Consider the following 16,944-nt stretch of genomic DNA (forward strand, 5'->3'; position numbering starts at 1 on the left):
CGGCATCAGCTTCGGCTTTGGCTCCGGCAAAGGCGGATACGGCGCTCCTGCGTCCGACTCCTCCGGCGGCGAAGCGCGGGGCGTGGACGGCAGCACGAAGTTCCGCAGCCGCGAGGATCGCGGGGGTAACTTTGGCGGTGGAGAAGGTCGTAACGGCGCTCCTACAGGCAAAGGCCGCCGCAAAAGGAAAACCAAAGGCGGCGTGTTCATCGGCCAGTCCGTGACACCAGGCAACGTAGAGACGTCTGAGCAAGTCACTTCTAAACGAAGTGACAATATTGGAGGCGCTCCAGAAGGAGCACCACGTAAGCGTAAAAAGAAATAAATGACGGTTACGCGTTGCGTAACTCTATAACGATACTTAGCACCGTCCCTCTTGGGGCGGTGCTTTTTAACTAATCATCAACTTGGTTAATTGCACTATGTGCAGTTAAATTTGGGTTATGTAGTAAAAGTGGTAGTTAGTTGCATTTTGTACATCTAAATCTGATGAGTTACCTCTAATTGGTCTGATTTCACTTTTTTAGCTGCAGAAACTGCAACTAATTAGTTTTTTGGCGGTGATAAGGCTTAAATAGTTGCACGAAATACATTTATATATAGAAAAACGTAGGTGATAGCAAGTGAATAGGTAGAGGATAGGATAGGTAGAGGATAGGCACAGTATAGGTAAAAGTGGCACTATTTGAATAGGCGTCGAATAGATGTATATCCAAGTAGGGGGAAGCGGATAATTGAGAACAAATAGGTAATAAGTAATTAGGGTAGATGGATATAGATATGTGGAGATTAGTGGATAACTATCTGTTAATTAAGGCGCACAAGTAAAAGGGTAACATCGCTATTTGCTGAAAAACTCCAGATCAACTCAGCTTAATGCTTTTTTGTAACAAATGCTAGATATTGGGTAATGTTACTGACAACTATATGACAAATTAGGTGAGGTATATTTGGTGGAAGGTTCCTTGCGCTCACTAGATTCCATTTGTTACAATATAGATCAGACGTTCGATGGCTGTGTCGTTTAAGATTAGACAGACATGGTTACTTTAACTTATGAATATGATTCAAGGAGTGATTCTCATGGGTAAAAAAGCAGACGGGAAAGTACTCGCCCAGAACAAGAAAGCTTCCCATGATTATTTTATCGAGGATACTTATGAAGCTGGCTTGGTGCTGACGGGTACAGAGATCAAGTCGCTGCGTAATGGCCGCGCTAATATTGGAGATGCTTTTGCTACGATCCGCAATGGTGAGATTCAGATTCACAACATGCATATCAGCCCTTTTGAACAAGGTAACCGTGCCAATCCTACTGATCCCACACGCACACGTAAATTGTTAATGCATAAGGAGCAAATTCATAAACTGCTGGGCTTGTCCAAGCGAGATGGGTTTACGATTGTGCCACTTAAGATTTATGTGCGGAATGGCTATGCGAAGCTGCTGATTGGTCTTGGTAAAGGTAAAAAAGAGTATGACAAACGTGACTCGGCTGCCAAGCGAGATGCTCAACGTGATATCCAGCGTGTACTGCGTGATAAGCAAAAGATCGCCAGATAATCTGGGAGAACTAGACGATTCAAATGAGTTCCAGTTTCAACCTTCAATTCCTTTAACCCACGTGTTAAAGTGTTGATAAATGTGCTATACTGAGTAAGTAAGTTAGTTATTGCTTCGTTACAGTTTTCTTGAATAAGAAGCTGTAGATTGGATCTCTCTTGCTTGGAAGATCCGCTTGATCCGAAGCGCCCTTTTTAATGAGGGGCCGTTCTTGGATTCGACGGGGGTAGTTCGAGCATGAGTAGCGAGTAGTGGGGACGCGTCCGCTTCATCAACGCTAAAGCCTATTAAACGGCAAACAACAAAACAACTACGCTTTCGCAGCCTAAGAAACTGTGTGCGTGCTTCTACTCTGCATCGCCCATGTGACAGGGATAGGGGCTAACAAATAGTGGGATACGCTGTCTCATCTCCGCCTGCGGTGAGCTGAAGAAGACAATCAGGCTGACCCAACGTATAGCCGGTTACGGGGCGATACTCGGGTGACATCAAAACTGTGACTACACTCGTAGAAGCTTATGTGCCGTTATCTTCGGACAGGGGTTCGACTCCCCTCGGCTCCATATGGAGTTTTAGAAAAAGCGACCTTAATTGGTCGCTTTTTTGTGTAGAGTAAAAAGGAGAATTTGCGGTTGGTTACATTTTCTATCTCTCATGAAATTGAAAAGCATACTAGCGTTGGTTAGCTTGTGTGACAATCCTTACAGCAGAAGTAGCAACCATCATAATTTAATTTGTTTGTATCTTTTTTGACTCGTTGAATAGCAGATTGACAATTATTTTCGTAACCAATTAAAATTCGATTTGTTGAGTTGGGAATATAGGAACAGTCTTCTGTATGAACCTCATGATTACCCTTGTTATCAGTATATTTGTTGTAGTAATAAAATTTGGACACTTGTAGTTCCCTCCTAATATACATAAAGGTTTTTAGGCTTAGATCGTATTAAAAGTTACCTACTTCTGATGTTATCTTGATGTATACCTCTATTTGGTAAGTTCTATTAATATATTAGCAAAATTATCAATGAAAAACAAGAACATTTGTTCTATTTTTTATAGAGGTTTCTATGTTGTTCCTGCTGTTTTAAATCTAGCAAATAGGAAAGACTAGTATTGTAGATTTGAAAGGGGGATAGGGAATGGGAGCTTGTCGTATATCAATGGTAAGAATGGACACAGTGGGAAAGCATTTTTCGAAGAAAAGAGAAACGTTGTCTGAATTTGCAGCACTAGAAAATGCCTATCTTGATGGAATGAGAGAAATACTGAGCGAGGTAGCTGCCAGAAGACATCTTGAGATATGGGGAACGCGTTCTAACAATCCGCATATCAGAAAAGCTAACGATGATTCATCTTATCCAATCGATCGCCTACACGGTAGTTTAAACGAGACTCAACGTGAATTGTACGGATTCATGGAGGAGGCTATGAGCAAAGAACAGGGTCTTGAAGAAGAGGAAGCATTTGTGGTTGGATTTCTCGAGGGATACCGCTTTATAAAAGAGCTCCAAAGATCAGGCGGAGGTATGATTCTGGTTTAGAAGATACCACCCGATATGCTATAATAATAGTAATTATTTAACCGGAGGTGTCCAAGATGCGATGGGATGAAGTTCAGGAGCGTTTTCCTAATGAATGGGTCGTTCTTGAGGCGACTAAGGCCTATTCTAAGGAAGGCCAGCGTTTTATTGAAGAGATGTCCGTGATCGACTCCTATGAGGACTCTACCAAAGCATTGAAGCGGTATAGTGAACTGCACCAGGATGACCCTCACAGAGAGTATTGTTTCTTTCACACCTCCCGTCCTGAGGTTGTAGCGCGAGAACGATATGTCGGGATTAGAGGGCCCAGATGAATATAACAGAAAGCTATGGGCTTCCCTTTGTAAGCATGACAGTTGTGTTTAGAGGGAGAGAATTAAAGTTGGAGAAGGTATTGCTTGACACAGGTTCAGCCAGCACACTTTTGAATGCGGATATTGTACAAGAAATAGGTATGGTCCCTGAAGGGAATGATATCGTTGATATTATACGGGGTGTAGGTGGTGTGGAGTATGTGTACACCAAATACCTGGACTCGATTATAGTCGATGAAGCAATACTTAAGGATTTTCAAGTTGAAATCGGGAACATGGATTATGGCATGGAAATCGACGGAATCCTCGGCTTTAACTTTTTGAAACAAGCAGGGGCTGTGATTGACACTGGAGAAATGCAGCTAAAAACTGACGTTTGCTAAACGGCTATCTCATACAACTCCAGCAGCACCCCTCGTCGAATTGTGGCTCTGTACGTCCACGCCTCGGCTCCATCGTGTAAACCCGCTGAATTGGCGGGTTTTTTGCTGTTTAGAACTTGAATTGTAGACCGAAGGCAGACAAGGAATTATGAGGAACTAATATATTCATTTTTGTAGACATGTTGTCTACATATTCACTTTGAAGTTAATAATTAGTGGCATATTTTCCGAAACTACATCTATAAGAGCTCTAACTGATATAAGATTAAATTATGGCATTAAGCATCCAAAAGCAAAAATATTCGGAGGAATTACTATTATGAGTTTTACTATTGATTATGTTAAAAACAAAAACAGAATTATTGTTACATCGGACGGTATGGAAGTTGAGGATGCCTTTGCGTACGCAGAACAATTTCCGAAAGTACTGAAGAAAACTAAGCGAGGGTTTACAGGTATGACTGTAATCACTGGTGGCCTGGTATTTAAGCAAGAGGTGATGGCGATTCTTGCTCCAACTGGTGAAGATGCTGTGAAAGCTGGAATCTCTACAAAACACAAATGGGTGTATGTTGCGCCTACAGCTTTCTACAAAACGCAAATGAATCGTATGTTTAAAGATATTGCAAACTTGTACGAATCGATAGAAGAAGCTGAAGCGTATCTTGATTCTGCAGGGAATTAGCAATTATAAAAGAACTTTAGTAAACCTTCTGGTAGTATACATAAGGTTCATCGTTCTTCATTCAACGTTGTGGTTGGTGGTCATAATTGTTGCTTGGATCCAGCCATCATCTGTAGCGCCAAAGGTACTTTCTGCATATTGAAGAAGCGCTGTTAAGAACCGATATATTCAGGATTAACTTATATAATTGCATCACTATACTAAGGAGATATTCCTATGATCAGTCTCCTTAATCAGAATGACTTATCAAATATTGGTTAGAATGCTTCTAGGGGAATTCAAAACTGTAACTACACTCGTAGAAGCTTATGTGCCGTTATCTTCGGAGAGGGGTTCGACTCTCCTAGGCTCTATTCGAAAGACCCGCTGACAAAGCGGTTTTTTTCTTGTTTATGGACTAAATTGCAGTCAAGGGATAAAAGGCTAACCTAAGATGTGATGAGTAAATAAGGAGATAAATGAAAACCAGTACACTTATGCTATAATTTAATAAAGTGCTTCTGTGCTTTTAGAAAAATTGGAATAAAGGATGCATTGATCAACCATGTATGAGAATCAGACTTCTATGCACCACAAGCTGTTTATTATCGGCGCAGGTGCTGCCGGACTAATGGCCGCTGTTACTGCGTGTGATATGGGTATCGATACTGCCATTCTGGAGAGTAACGACCGGATTGGAAAGAAGATATTAATGACAGGTGATGGCCGCTGTAACATTACAAATGAATCCACTGCAACGGGTACAGATGAAGCAATTGCTTTATCGCGCAAGTATCACAGTAATCAGGCCGGATTTCCACTTGCGGTATTGCAGCAATTTGGCATCCGTCAGACCATAGATTTTTTCTCTTTTCTCGGGCTTCCGCTTACAAGATTGAAGGAGGGCTTGATGTATCCAATGTCGCTGCAGGCAGCAGCGGTGCTGGATATTTTCCAGCTTGCGCTGGAGGATCGGAATGTTCCGGTGTACCTCAATAACAAAGTGTTGGATGTTACTGTTTCGAAGAATCATCCGCGCTTCACGATAACATGCCAAACGGAGACAGAGGAGCAGGTTGTTTATACTAGCGACTATCTACTTCTATCTGCGGGTGGCCTTGCCGGTCCAAATGCGGGAAAAGAACCTCCTGGGTATACACTTGCCGAACGTCTGGGACACACCCTGATTAAGCCTTTGCCGGCGATTGTGCAATTGAAGCTGCAATATCCGAATATGAGGGCACTGTCCACTATCAAATCTCAGGGACAAGCTCATATTATTGTGAACGGTAAAGTCATCTGCAGTGAACAGGGTGAAATTGCCTTCACGGATTATGGTATTACCGGCCCACCAATTCTTCAGCTAAGCAGGAAGGCTGCGTATCATCTTGCAAGAGGAGAACAGGTAACATTGTCGGTTGATCTGATGCCGGGCCGCACGGAGGAAGAGTTGGTTGAGTTTTTAGAAAGGCTCTGGGAGACCTTTGGACACCGGACTGTAGCGGATTGCCTTGTTGGCATCTTCAATAAGAAGCTTGTTTCTGTCCTATTAAAAGAGACTGGCTTAGATCAACAGCCCGAGCTGCTTTGCCAGGATCTATCGATGAAAACCAAGGGGAAATTTTATCGAATCTTGAAGCGTTGGGAATTTAAAGTGACGGATACCAATGGCTTTACGAATGCGCAAGTGACAGCAGGCGGCATTGATACGTCGGAACTTATCGAAGGAACGCTGGAATCCAAGCTGGTGCCTGGGCTGTATTTGGCTGGCGAAGTGATGGATGTGGACGGAGATTTCGGCGGCTATAACCTGCAATGGGCCTGGAGTTCCGGATATGTGGCCGCCATGGCGCTAGCTAAGTCAATTCAATAAATTTATTAGGAAAAGGGATGCATCAATTAACATGTATAAGGATCAGACTTCTAAGCACCACGAGCTGTTCATTATCGGTGGGGGTGCTGCAGGTCTAATGGCTGCAGTTACAGCGAGGGATCAAGGTATTGATACAGCAATTATTGAAAGCAATGACCGGCTTGGGAAGAAAATAATAACGACGGGTAACGGGCGTTGCAACATTACGAACCAATCCACCGCCACCGGTACGGATGAAGCGGCCGCTTTATCACGCAAGTATCACAGTAATCAGGAAGGATTCCCAATACATGTATTGCGGCAATTCGGTGTCCGCCAAACGATCGAATTTTTCTCCTCGCTCGGGCTTCCTTTTGTAAGCTTGGAGAATGGCCGGATGTATCCGATGTCGCTGCAGGCGGCTTCGGTGCCGGGTGTATTTAAGCTGGCGCTGGAGGATCGGAATGTTCCCGTATATTATAAACATAAAGTGTTGGATGTTACCGTTTCGGCGGGACATCCGCGGTTCGCGATAACCTGCCAGACGGAGACAGAGGAACAGGTTGTGTATACCAGCGACTATCTTTTTCTATGTGCAGGCGGCCTTACCGCTCCCAAAACGGGAACGGACGGCTCCGGTTATACGCTTGTCCAACGTCTGGGGCACACCTTGATCAACCCGGTGCCAGGCATTGTACAATTGAAGCTGGATTATCCGTATTTGAAGGAACTATCGGGCATCAAATTTGAGGGAGAGGCCCATGTTATCGTAAATAATGAAGTCATCCGCACTGAGTCTGGTGAGATTCTTTTTACGGACTATGGTATCTCGGGCCCGCCCATACTTCAGCTCAGCAGAAAGGCTGCGTATAATCTCGGAATAGGAGAATCGGTGACCTTGTCGGTTGATTTAATGCCGGAGCGCACGGAGGAAGAGTTAATTGATTTTCTGGAGATCCACTGGGGGATCTTCGGACACCGGACGGTTGCCGATTCCCTTATAGGTATCGTCAGCAAGAAACTGATTCCAGTTCTGCTGAAGGAGGCTGGAATTGATCAACAGTTGCACCTGCTTTGTCAGGATCTTTCGTGGAAAACAAAAAAAATATTTTATAAAATCTTGAAGCGTTGGGAATTTAAAGTGACCGATACCAATAGCTTTACTAATGCACAAACAACAGCCGGTGGCATCGATACGACGGAGCTAACCGAAGGAACGTTGGAATCTAAGTTAGTCCCTGGACTGTATTTGGCAGGTGAGGTGATGGATGTCGATGGAGATTGCGGCGGCTATAACCTGCAATGGGCCTGGAGCTCCGGCTATGCCGCCGCGATGGCGCTTGCTGATCGACGTGCTAGCACCACGTAAGGGGGCAGATGGTTGCTGACTCTTAAACGATCACCTATTACTATGGCAGAGGTTTGCTGTAACAAGTCTGGTTTTATTAAGTGAAAGCGATGAGGATTGTTTCTCATCGCTTTTTTGTGATTTTTTAAAGTTTGGTGCTCATTTAAAAATGATTGTTGGGGTTTAGCGAATTATCAATATTCGTTGCTTAACTCTGCTGTCTTCATTTTACCTCAACTTTATTGTAGTCCCTTTATTAATCCTTAAGTTTATCAATTAGAGCTAGTATTCGTCTATTTTTTGTATCTTCCTTTTTAGCAAGCTCAATATAATTAATCTGCTCTCGTTTAATGTAATCAGGCTGGTTTAGAAATGTATTCAGCATGTGGTACTCTTCAAGGTTTGTAGTAATGTAATCTGGCACAATCAGTTTACGATTTTCCTCGCATTTCTTAAGTATTATATGTAATGTATCACCGAGCTCTTTTTGTAATGCTCTTCGAATAAATTCGTTATAAACAAAATAATGCCCATTCTTTGACGGCAATAAAGTATGGTCAAATTCGTGCCCGTCAACAGAGATTTGAACAGGTACTTTACCATTAGTATTGAATATCTCCCTTACTGAATAGGGGAAATAGACTACTTTCCATTTCATTTTACCTTCCAGCAGCTTTATCTCACTATCAAATTCATAAACCATAATAAATAACACTCCTCGTGGTAAAGAAGCTGATTTCGGTCACTCATTTTATCATAGCCACTTTGCTGTTTCTAGGTGATTCGAATTCAATATGCTGTTGCAATAACCTATATGATGTTGAACATGCCTTATCTGCATGAGGATAACATCAGTTTTAGTTATTTCTTCGTATAGTACACATGGTTCCAATAATCTGCAGTCAGTAAGTTCATCAAAAAAATTACGAGCCACACTCAATATCTCCTCTAGGTACGTCGTCATTTCCTCCTTAGTAGGGTAGTCAGAGCACTCCTTATCTAAGTCTTCTGTTATATCTTTACCGAAGTCAGGTATTTTGAATTCTTCATCCTTCTGCTGCCTAAACCAAAATTTCATGCTGGTTGTAGCGTGGAATATATGCTTCCAGTATTTATGCTTGGCATTCTTCCAAAAATGATCAGGACATACTTCGATAAGATTCTTCAGCATTTCTACGGTTGGATCAAACTGTCTTCTTAAAACAGCCACCATCTTATCACTCATGTTCATCAACTCACTTCTTGAATTTTAGAATCTTAACTTTATTCTTGTTCTCAGCAACAAAACCTTCCATTTTACGATGGTGCATTTGGAAAAATTGTGAAATATGCTCAATCATAAACCCATAAAATGTAAAAATGTCACATCATAATTTAATGACACAGAACAGCACGGAGTGCCCTCTGATGAAGGTGTTCTAATCGATTTGAAATTAACGCATCAACACCTGGCGGATATGACAGGAACGGCGCGTGAGACCGTGACAAAATCATTGCTTGGATTACAGGATGAGCAGTTGATACGTATTGATCAGAGGAAAATACATTATGATGCGGCTCCATAGGTAGTAAAAGAAAAGACACCTTGAAAGGTGTCTTTTTACGTTATTGCGGCTTGAAAAGAAGATGCCAACATTATCCCCGACTTTAATGAAAGTTCCCGGTTTCATTTTCCGTGAATTTGCCGTCGCTGTCATGCTGAGACTGCTTGCGGCGATCATTACGGGCTTGTTGCTGCTGTTGGGCTTCCAGGCTGTTTACGGGCGTAGCTTCCAAATCTTTTACAGTGTTGATCAGATTCTTGTCTGGTTTATTTGCGCTCAATTGAAAATTCCTCCTTGTTTACCTAATGGTTGTGAATTTTATTATGTGCTGGCTACTGTGTGGCTATTCGTGTTGTATGATCACAATCCATTCGCTGTCCTATAATCATTAGCTCAGAACACGGTTAGATATGGGAGATATGAGTAAATGATTGTTTCGGAACCTTTTTTAGTTTTGATATGTTGAACGTGTTCTGGTTCCAGAATTTGTATTATTTTCGAAGGGATACAGGGGCTAGATGCAGGATCTCTTTCTAAATATTTAGGAGGTGAAAAGAGAAACTTCATTTTTTGCAAGCGGTTACAATAATATCTGCAACAAATTAAAATCGGGAGGAAATAAAATGAAAAAAAGAGTTGCAAAGGTAACCAGTATTGTTGTGTTGTTTTCTCTTGCTCTTTCTTTAATAGTAGGTGGATGGACAAATACGGTGGTGCATGCTGCTGGTCTTGCGGTAACAGGCAGTGGAGGCTGGAATGAAACGGCATATGTGGAATGGTCACCTGTAAGCAATGCGACAGGGTATAACGTTTATGTTAAATTGGCAAGTGCAGCGGATTCTGGGTATCAACAAATTAATAATGAGTTAATCCGCAAATATTCTTCCTACTGGAGAGCAGATGCTGTTGGGCTTGCAGCCGGTAATTATGTGATGAAAGTTGAAGCTACCTTGTCAGGGGGTGGGATGGTAAGTGCGGTTTCAAATCCACTATCCGTAACGTCATATGACCGCTCAGGATTTGCTTTTTCGACTAGTTCGCAATATGGTACAGGATCAGGGGCTTATAATGAGAATGGAACCCTCAAGAATGGTGCTCAAGTGCTGTATATAACCTCTCAGAATGCGCAAACCGTAACCCTTGGTGTGAAAATCAACAGCTCCGGCGCTGTACAAACAGGGGTTGGCCTGGGTGGTATTCTGACACTGAGACAAAAAGGTTATGATACAACTCCACTTGCGATCCGAATTATCGGAAAAGTTACAGCTGCTGATCTGAGTGGACAGCTTAACAGCAGTGGGTATCTTGAAGTCAAAGGTAAAAACAATTATTCGGAAATGAATATTACTATTGAAGGTATCGGAAATGATGCTTACGCATACGGTTGGGGAATGCTTCTAAGATATGTAGGTAATGTGGAAGTAAGAAACCTGGGTGTAATGTTATTCCCCGACGATGGCATTTCAATGGATTCCGGCAATATGAATGTCTGGGTGCATAATAATGATATTTTTTATGGAGCTGCTGGAGGCGATGCAGACCAAGCCAAGGGCGACGGTTCCACAGACCTTAAAAATGGATCCAACTATATTACAATCTCTTACAACCATTACTGGGATTCCGGAAAATCTTCGTTAGTTGGTTTGAGTGAGCCGGCTGAATTTTTTGTTACCTTCCACCACAACTGGTTTGACCATTCGGACTCCCGTCATCCGCGGATTAGAGTGGCATCCGTCCATATCTATAACAACTTTTTCGATGGTATCTCCAAATACGGTGTGGGTGTTACTACAGGTGCTTCAGCTTTTGTAGAATCTAATTATTTTAGACATGCTAAGTTTCCAATGATGATCTCCTTACAAGGTACAGATGCTTTAGGGGAGGGCACGTTCTCAGGCGAAAATGGAGGTTTAATTAAAGCCTATAACAATCTTATTGTAGAGGCTTCAAGTCTCATCTATGCGAATTCAAACACAGGGACAGCTCCTGCGAATGTTACCTCATTTGATGCTTACTTAGCTTCGTCAAGAAATGAAACCGTCCCAAGCTCATACAAAGCATTAAAAGGCGGAACAGCCTATAACAACTTCGACACGAGCGTAAATACAGGAGTGAACGTATCTAATATTGATAACGTAAGTAATGTTGAACAGATTGTTATGGCAAAAGCCGGACGTCTGAATGGCGGAGACTTCACATGGGAATTTAATGATTCAGTGGATGACGTTTCGTATGCGCTGAATACAGCGCTGATGTCTGCAATCAGAAGCTACACAACGGGACTTGTCTCTGTAGGGGGCAATTCAAACCCAACGAACCCGACTCCGACTCCATCAGTAACACCTACGCCAACAGTAACTCCTGTGCCAACAGCGACCCCAGCTCCAACAGCGACTCCAGCACCGACGACAACGCCAGTGCCGACAGCGGGAGCGACCGTTCACAACTTTACTACGGATGGAACAACAAGCAATTTCTTCAATATCCAAGGCAATCTCTCAACAAGTAAGGGAACTGTGGCATATCAGGGTTTATCTCTAACCCAATGTCTAAAAATCGAGAGTGCAACCAGCATTCAATTCACTGCTGCTAAAGCTTCAACGCTAACCCTAGTGTTCAACACAGAGGGAACGAAAATCAAAGTAGATGGAACAAGTTATCCTATAACCAATGGCATTGCTACTGTCTCTCTAGCCGCAGGTGCACATACCATTACAAAAGATAGTACGGCGAATCTGTATTATATGAAGCTGGAATAGGGAATTGACTGCCTCGACTATAATATGGAGTATCAGAAAAGCAGAAAAGCGACCTGTAGGGGTCGCTTTTCTGCTTTTTCTTATGATTTTATTACTTGAGTTGTTGTCGATTGAAAAACTATCAATTTTGTGTTGATTTGATTAATCTTTATCATCAACCAAATCAATAATCTCACGAATATCCTCAATATTTAAAGCTTCTGCAATTTTTCCTATATGACTAAAGTTAGTATTCTCCCTTTTTCCATTAGCTAACTCACTTAATGCGGCATGTCGGACATCGGATATTCTGGACAATTCTCGTAGGGAAATCTTATGTTTTTTGGTCAATTCTGATATTTTTACTATAACTCTCTTTCCCACTTCTAATCCCCTCACTAACTCTGAGTTTTCATCTTGACTATACGCATAAGACGGATTTTCTTTTCATGAGAATAAACCTCTCAGTTTTTAAGAAAGCTGCTGTAAGTAAAGTAAAAGACATCTTAACCGTGTCTATTACTTTACTATATAAGCAAGTTCCAGCACTTCAGGATAGTTGACCAGCCTATACTAATTCTCGGTTATTCCCCATACCGGTCAATCGCCATAGCTGCCGACTTCAGCATGCGCCGCTTAAGATGCTCACCCTCGACGATTTTTACGCGGAGGCCAAGAAAACGGATTTTGGACAATAGGAATTCGCTATCGTCTCTCATGTAGATGACTTTGATTCGATAGATGCCCGAATTTTCATCAAAGGACACGGATTTATCAAAACAGGAAAAGGCGTACAGAATTCGGGACAGCTCAGCATTAAAGGTGGGAATGACTTGAATCCATGCACATTCTTTCTGATCCTCTAATAATCGCGTTATTCTTGCTTTTAAGTCATCAATCCGTTTGGCAGGGAAGGGAGCTACTTCAACAGAAACAATGTTTTTTAGTTTAGTGGACATAAGAGAACGTTGCCGGGTGCTGTACCATTGCAAATACCACTCCCGCTTATACATGTTGTATTCCAGCTTATGAGGGAACCCGGTTCGGTCAGTTCGTTGGCCTCCATGCTTAATATGGAAAGTAATAAGGATCGCTTGATTCTGCATGATTATACGGCGGAGTGTACGAAGCATTGGATGATAGACCTGCCGCTCTTTGCTTTTAGCTTTCTCCATAATAATTCCCTGCACTTCTGTGGACGCTTCTGCCTCCAATATGGAGTTCAATTTACTTAAGGTATCCAGTGTAAAAGCTGCTTCTGAGGCCGGGTGCATTAACATGGTTTTCAGCCAGGAACGTTCCTGGGAGGTCAGCGCTAATGAACCCACTTCGTCGAGGCGTGAGATGATTTGGAAGTTAAATATTTTCTCAAATGGATTCATAATAGCTGTGAATCTCCTTCCACTCCGCGATAAATTGCTTACGCAGCCAAGGGGGTTCTAATACCTCGCAGCTCGAACCAAAGCTTCGTAACCACGGCTTAATTTCATAAATACCATTCACTGTGATCTCATAAAGGAATGTAGAATCGGACTCTTCCGTAATTACTCCCCACTGTCCCTGCGCTTCAACCCGCTCCCGAATAAAATTAACACCCGGGCGATTGGGGTTATAAAATCTCGCCACCACTTTAATCGCACGGGTGGTATCTATAACCCAGCTGTTTGTCATCTGCTCTTCCAGATTGCTGAGTTTCTGAGCAAACTCTGCTTCTTCCACAGTGTCGCCCTCCTCAATTTGAGTAAGGCCCTCCATTCGGAATTTCATGATGCCCATACTTGAATTATGTCCGATTAAATACCAGCGCCCATATTGATGGTCATAGATGACGCGGAGCGGAAGAACGGTTTCTGTGATGCCCCTTGTTTCCCGCTCAAAGAGAGGATTGGTATTCTGAGAGGCGTAGTTTTTGCCCTTTTTAGGGGATAGATATAGAAACTTGATTTTTTTTCGTTGCTGAATCGCTGCAAATATCGTATATAGGTGTGCCTCATCAAGAATACGTGAATGATAATTATATTTGTATCTATGGGTTTCCGTAGCTTCGAGGTTATAACCCCGCTTCCGCAGAACCTTTTTTAAAGTGTCGCGCAGCAGGTAACCTTGCACAGAAGGAGTCTGCGTGTTGGCGATGACATCAACATAGTCGTAAAGATCCAAGAGCTGATCGCCGGATAATTGATCAATCAGATCGTTAGCAGCCTTGTATCGATAAGGGCGGCCTTCGTTTACACGAAGAATAACGCCAACTTCCTCAAGGTATTTCAGATCTCCACGGATGGTCTTCTCATCAGGCATTGGATAATGGGTTGGCATTTGCTCACTGCAGACATCCTGTAAATCCTTAGCCGTTAGCTCCCGAGTCTGGAGCGCAGTTAATAATAGAGTAAGCCGGATGCTCTCCGTTTCCTTAAGCGACTTCGCCCGGAACAAGAACAGGAGCAGCGGGTCGGCAGATTCATAGTAATTATAGCGGAGCCACTCAGAGAGTTCTGTTCCTTGTTCTGTAGGCAGGTCCTGTTGTAAGACGGTTACCATGCCCTTCAGGTTGCGCAGCGTTTTGTCATAGGTATGTACAGAAATGCCGAGACGATCGGCGAATTGCTGTCTGCTGTAAGCTCCCCCCGCTAAAGAGAGCATGCGAAGAAATTGAATCTCCTTGTCAAAACTTTCCCGGGCCATTTGTATTCCTCCAGCCTGTAGCGAATCCATTAGAAATAGTAGTACTCATTATATTAAGCACCAGAGTTGAATAAAATGGAAGTGTTTTTGGCTGCCGCCATACTTTCGCCCTGTTCGTTACAGGGAAGATGAGCGAAGATAGATCCATGAAGCCGAAGCAATTCTGATGAGGCGTTCGAATAGTACCAAGGGTAGAGAATAGGGAGTAACCGATCTGGAGGGGTGAAGATGGATCCTATAAACAAGCTTATCCGTGAGCAGCTGGAACAGATTGAACAGGAGGAGCAAGTTACAATATTGTATGCCTGTGAATCAGGCAGCCGGGCGTGGGGATTCCCATCGCAGGACAGTGATTATGATGTGAGATTTATTTATCTGCATAAACCGGAATGGTACCTATCTATTTTTGATAAGCGGGATGTGATCGAGCGTCCTATTGACAATATGCTTGATATCAATGGCTGGGATTTGCGGAAAGCACTGAATTTATTCCGGAAGTCTAATCCACCGCTGCTGGAGTGGCTGCAATCACCCATTCAATATGCAGAAAAGTACAGTATAGCAGAGAAGCTTAGAAGCATCTCCCCGTACACATTTTCGCCTAAGTCTTGTATGTACCATTACTTAAACATGGCAAGAGGGAACTACCGTGATTATTTGCAAGGCGAACAGGTCAAGATCAAAAAGTACTTTTATGTACTTCGTCCCGTTCTAGCCTGTGAATGGACTCACCGATATGGAGAGATGCCGCCGATGGAGTTCGATGTACTGGTAGAGCGGCTTATTCCGCAGGATGAAGAGCTGTGGCAGGTGATTCAGCAATTGCTGGCACGAAAAAAATCCGGTGAGGAACTAGACTACGAGCCGCAGCTAACCGCGATTAACGATTATTTAGAAGAACAGTTCCAAGTGTTGGATAAGGTGGCGGCATCCTTGAATGCTAAGGAGAACAACAGAGATCATCAGCTGGATGCTCTATTTCGAGAAGCTTTACAGGAAGTATGGGGACGGGCCCTATAGAAAGATTGATAGGAGGAAGATGGTAGTGGCTATTGTACAACTGAAATCTACGAATCCAAACTTCACTTTTTTAATTAAAAAAAATCCAGTGACAGGTATGCAGCTTCGTCCGGTTCGTCAGGGATTGGCTTATGGATGGTATTCTGATGAGGCAACTTATAACGTTTATTTTAAGGATGCAGATAACGATATATCCTACAAGCAGAACGGAAGCGAGAGCTTTGAGTATTTAAATGTCTCCCGGTTTAATACACCTCTATTTCCGCTTAATGCGGTCAATGAGTTTTTCGCTACACCCTTCAAAGCCCAGGATGAACGGGATGCGGAAGGATATGAGCATTCTTTTTTCATTAATATGGTTCAGGTTGAGCGGATGCACTATATTGAATTTTTCCAAAAGCATTTAAAGGGATATACCTTCTCCTTACAGCATCAGGCACATAAGAGCTATTCGCTGACGATTACCACACATAAAAGCTTGTATCACCTCTTACATGTTGTTGGTGTGCTGTCCTTGTTCTTATCCATATTTGGGGATGAGTACATAGATATTTCGGATGCTATTTTGGATAAATATATCCGTAGCCTTAACGTCATTGATGCACCTTTTTATATAAGAAGTCTATTTGCAAGGAATTTCCTTACCTCTAAGGAACGGTTCAAGCGATATAAAGCCTCTATCGAACAAACGGACCAGTATTCTATTGGGCTGGAGTATGGCGGTACTGCGATGCAGCGGCGTGCTTTTATTTCGAGTGTGCTTCCATTCAATAAGCCGATTCTGGACATCGGTTGCGGAGAAGGTTTCTATGCGATACCGTTTGCCGGGAAAATAGAAAGTACCTATTATGCGGTAGATATAGCCGAGGAGCTGCTGGAGGTTGTGAACCGGAAAGCGAAAGCAAAGGACATTGATAACATTGCAACCTTTGGCTCACTGGACCATTTTCTGGAGTCGTACAACGGGGAGCAGGTTGATGTGATTCTAACAGAAGTTGTAGAGCACATGAGTGAGGGTGAAGCGGTAGAGCTTATTCAACAGATAATCGGTAATGTGAATTTTCAACAGCTTATTGTGACCACACCGAATGCTGATTTCAATCGTTATTATGAGCTGGAAGGATTCCGGCATGAGGATCACAAGTGGGAAATGGGACAGGAAGCGTTCGGGCAATGGGTTTTGGATACGATTCCAGGTTTAGCAGTCGAGGTCGAATATTTGATGGTTGGTGACCGGGTTGGCGAGATCCGTACGACGCAATGCGCTATTGTGCGAAGAAAGGAGGAATAGA

The 16,944-nt window shown here is 42.9% G+C and carries 17 protein-coding genes, 1 other RNA gene and 1 pseudogene; 13 read left to right on the forward strand and 6 right to left on the reverse strand.

What is annotated here, in order from left to right; translation table 11 throughout:
• The 9 genes and pseudogenes from MHH60_RS25585 to MHH60_RS25625 all read left to right on the forward strand — a co-directional run.
• Window positions 1-325: pseudogene (locus MHH60_RS25585) on the forward strand (hypothetical protein); the annotation flags it as partial.
• A gap of 758 nt (window positions 326-1,083) precedes the next feature.
• The gene (gene smpB, locus MHH60_RS25590) at window positions 1,084-1,563 is read left to right on the forward strand and encodes an SsrA-binding protein SmpB (RefSeq protein WP_036687155.1); all 480 of its coding nucleotides are present in this window, start codon (window positions 1,084-1,086) and stop codon (window positions 1,561-1,563) included.
• A 201-nt stretch (window positions 1,564-1,764) separates the two neighbouring features.
• Window positions 1,765-2,129, forward strand: a transfer-messenger RNA (tmRNA) gene (gene ssrA / locus MHH60_RS25595).
• Window positions 2,130-2,705: 576 nt separating this feature from the next.
• Window positions 2,706-3,107, forward strand: coding sequence for a hypothetical protein (locus MHH60_RS25600; RefSeq protein WP_076135288.1), 402 nt, complete (start codon window positions 2,706-2,708; stop codon window positions 3,105-3,107).
• Window positions 3,108-3,163: 56 nt separating this feature from the next.
• Window positions 3,164-3,421: a hypothetical protein gene (locus MHH60_RS25605; protein WP_076135290.1), complete on the forward strand. Its 258-nt coding sequence runs from the start codon at window positions 3,164-3,166 to the stop codon at window positions 3,419-3,421.
• Window positions 3,418-3,804, forward strand: coding sequence for a retropepsin-like aspartic protease (locus tag MHH60_RS25610; RefSeq protein ID WP_076135292.1), 387 nt, complete (start codon window positions 3,418-3,420; stop codon window positions 3,802-3,804). Before MHH60_RS25605 ends, MHH60_RS25610 begins: the two co-directional genes overlap by 4 nt.
• 199 nt (window positions 3,805-4,003) lie before the next feature.
• A complete protein-coding gene (locus MHH60_RS25615; RefSeq protein WP_341161174.1) occupies window positions 4,004-4,489 on the forward strand; it encodes a hypothetical protein in 486 nt (161 codons plus the stop codon).
• Between the two features lie 544 nt (window positions 4,490-5,033).
• Window positions 5,034-6,341 carry an aminoacetone oxidase family FAD-binding enzyme gene (locus MHH60_RS25620; protein ID WP_081388988.1) on the forward strand — a complete coding sequence of 436 codons (1,308 nt, stop codon included), beginning with the start codon at window positions 5,034-5,036 and terminating at the stop codon, window positions 6,339-6,341.
• A 31-nt stretch (window positions 6,342-6,372) separates the two neighbouring features.
• On the forward strand, window positions 6,373-7,689 hold the full coding sequence (locus tag MHH60_RS25625; RefSeq protein WP_036687159.1) for a BaiN/RdsA family NAD(P)/FAD-dependent oxidoreductase: 1,317 nt from the start codon (window positions 6,373-6,375) through the stop codon (window positions 7,687-7,689).
• Window positions 7,690-7,924: 235 nt separating this feature from the next.
• On the opposite strand, the gene MHH60_RS25630 is transcribed toward MHH60_RS25625, so the two are convergent.
• Both MHH60_RS25630 and MHH60_RS25635 read right to left on the reverse strand, forming a co-directional pair.
• A complete protein-coding gene (locus MHH60_RS25630) occupies window positions 7,925-8,371 on the reverse strand; it encodes a YdeI/OmpD-associated family protein (RefSeq protein WP_076135294.1) in 447 nt (148 codons plus the stop codon).
• A 51-nt stretch (window positions 8,372-8,422) separates the two neighbouring features.
• Window positions 8,423-8,893, reverse strand: a complete 471-nt coding sequence (locus tag MHH60_RS25635) for a DinB family protein (protein ID WP_162164288.1) — start codon at window positions 8,891-8,893, stop codon at window positions 8,423-8,425.
• Between the two features lie 172 nt (window positions 8,894-9,065).
• Here MHH60_RS25635 and MHH60_RS25640 point away from each other — a divergent pair, with 172 nt between their 5' ends.
• Window positions 9,066-9,233 (forward strand): helix-turn-helix domain-containing protein, encoded by a 168-nt coding sequence (locus tag MHH60_RS25640; RefSeq protein WP_081388989.1) that lies wholly within the window; start codon window positions 9,066-9,068, stop codon window positions 9,231-9,233.
• 82 nt (window positions 9,234-9,315) lie between these two features.
• Here MHH60_RS25640 and MHH60_RS25645 read toward each other — a convergent pair whose 3' ends face one another.
• Window positions 9,316-9,492 (reverse strand): hypothetical protein, encoded by a 177-nt coding sequence (locus MHH60_RS25645; RefSeq protein ID WP_169744731.1) that lies wholly within the window; start codon window positions 9,490-9,492, stop codon window positions 9,316-9,318.
• Window positions 9,493-9,835: 343 nt separating this feature from the next.
• On the opposite strand from MHH60_RS25645, the gene MHH60_RS25650 reads away from it, so the two are divergent.
• The gene (locus MHH60_RS25650) at window positions 9,836-11,971 is read left to right on the forward strand and encodes a pectate lyase family protein (RefSeq protein ID WP_076135295.1); all 2,136 of its coding nucleotides are present in this window, start codon (window positions 9,836-9,838) and stop codon (window positions 11,969-11,971) included.
• Window positions 11,972-12,112: 141 nt separating this feature from the next.
• On the opposite strand, the gene MHH60_RS25655 is transcribed toward MHH60_RS25650, so the two are convergent.
• The 3 genes from MHH60_RS25655 to MHH60_RS25665 form a co-directional block, all read right to left on the reverse strand.
• Window positions 12,113-12,334 (reverse strand): helix-turn-helix domain-containing protein, encoded by a 222-nt coding sequence (locus MHH60_RS25655; RefSeq protein WP_076135297.1) that lies wholly within the window; start codon window positions 12,332-12,334, stop codon window positions 12,113-12,115.
• Between the two features lie 200 nt (window positions 12,335-12,534).
• Entirely contained in the window at window positions 12,535-13,332 is a 798-nt protein-coding gene (locus MHH60_RS25660; RefSeq protein ID WP_076135298.1) for a WYL domain-containing protein, read from the reverse strand.
• On the reverse strand, window positions 13,319-14,632 hold the full coding sequence (locus MHH60_RS25665) for a helix-turn-helix transcriptional regulator (RefSeq protein WP_076135299.1): 1,314 nt from the start codon (window positions 14,630-14,632) through the stop codon (window positions 13,319-13,321). The genes MHH60_RS25660 and MHH60_RS25665 overlap by 14 nt, the downstream gene beginning before the upstream one ends.
• 228 nt (window positions 14,633-14,860) lie before the next feature.
• Here MHH60_RS25665 and MHH60_RS25670 point away from each other — a divergent pair, with 228 nt between their 5' ends.
• Together MHH60_RS25670 and MHH60_RS25675 are read left to right on the forward strand one after the other, a co-directional pair.
• A complete protein-coding gene (locus MHH60_RS25670) occupies window positions 14,861-15,652 on the forward strand; it encodes a nucleotidyltransferase domain-containing protein (protein ID WP_076135300.1) in 792 nt (263 codons plus the stop codon).
• A gap of 25 nt (window positions 15,653-15,677) precedes the next feature.
• Window positions 15,678-16,943: a class I SAM-dependent methyltransferase gene (locus tag MHH60_RS25675; RefSeq protein WP_076135302.1), complete on the forward strand. Its 1,266-nt coding sequence runs from the start codon at window positions 15,678-15,680 to the stop codon at window positions 16,941-16,943.
• Window position 16,944: the final 1 nt, after the last annotated feature.

Source organism: Paenibacillus sp. FSL H7-0716 (genome assembly GCF_038002705.1).
In the GTDB taxonomy this organism is placed as follows: Bacteria; Bacillota; Bacilli; order Paenibacillales; family Paenibacillaceae; genus Paenibacillus_AQ; species Paenibacillus_AQ odorifer.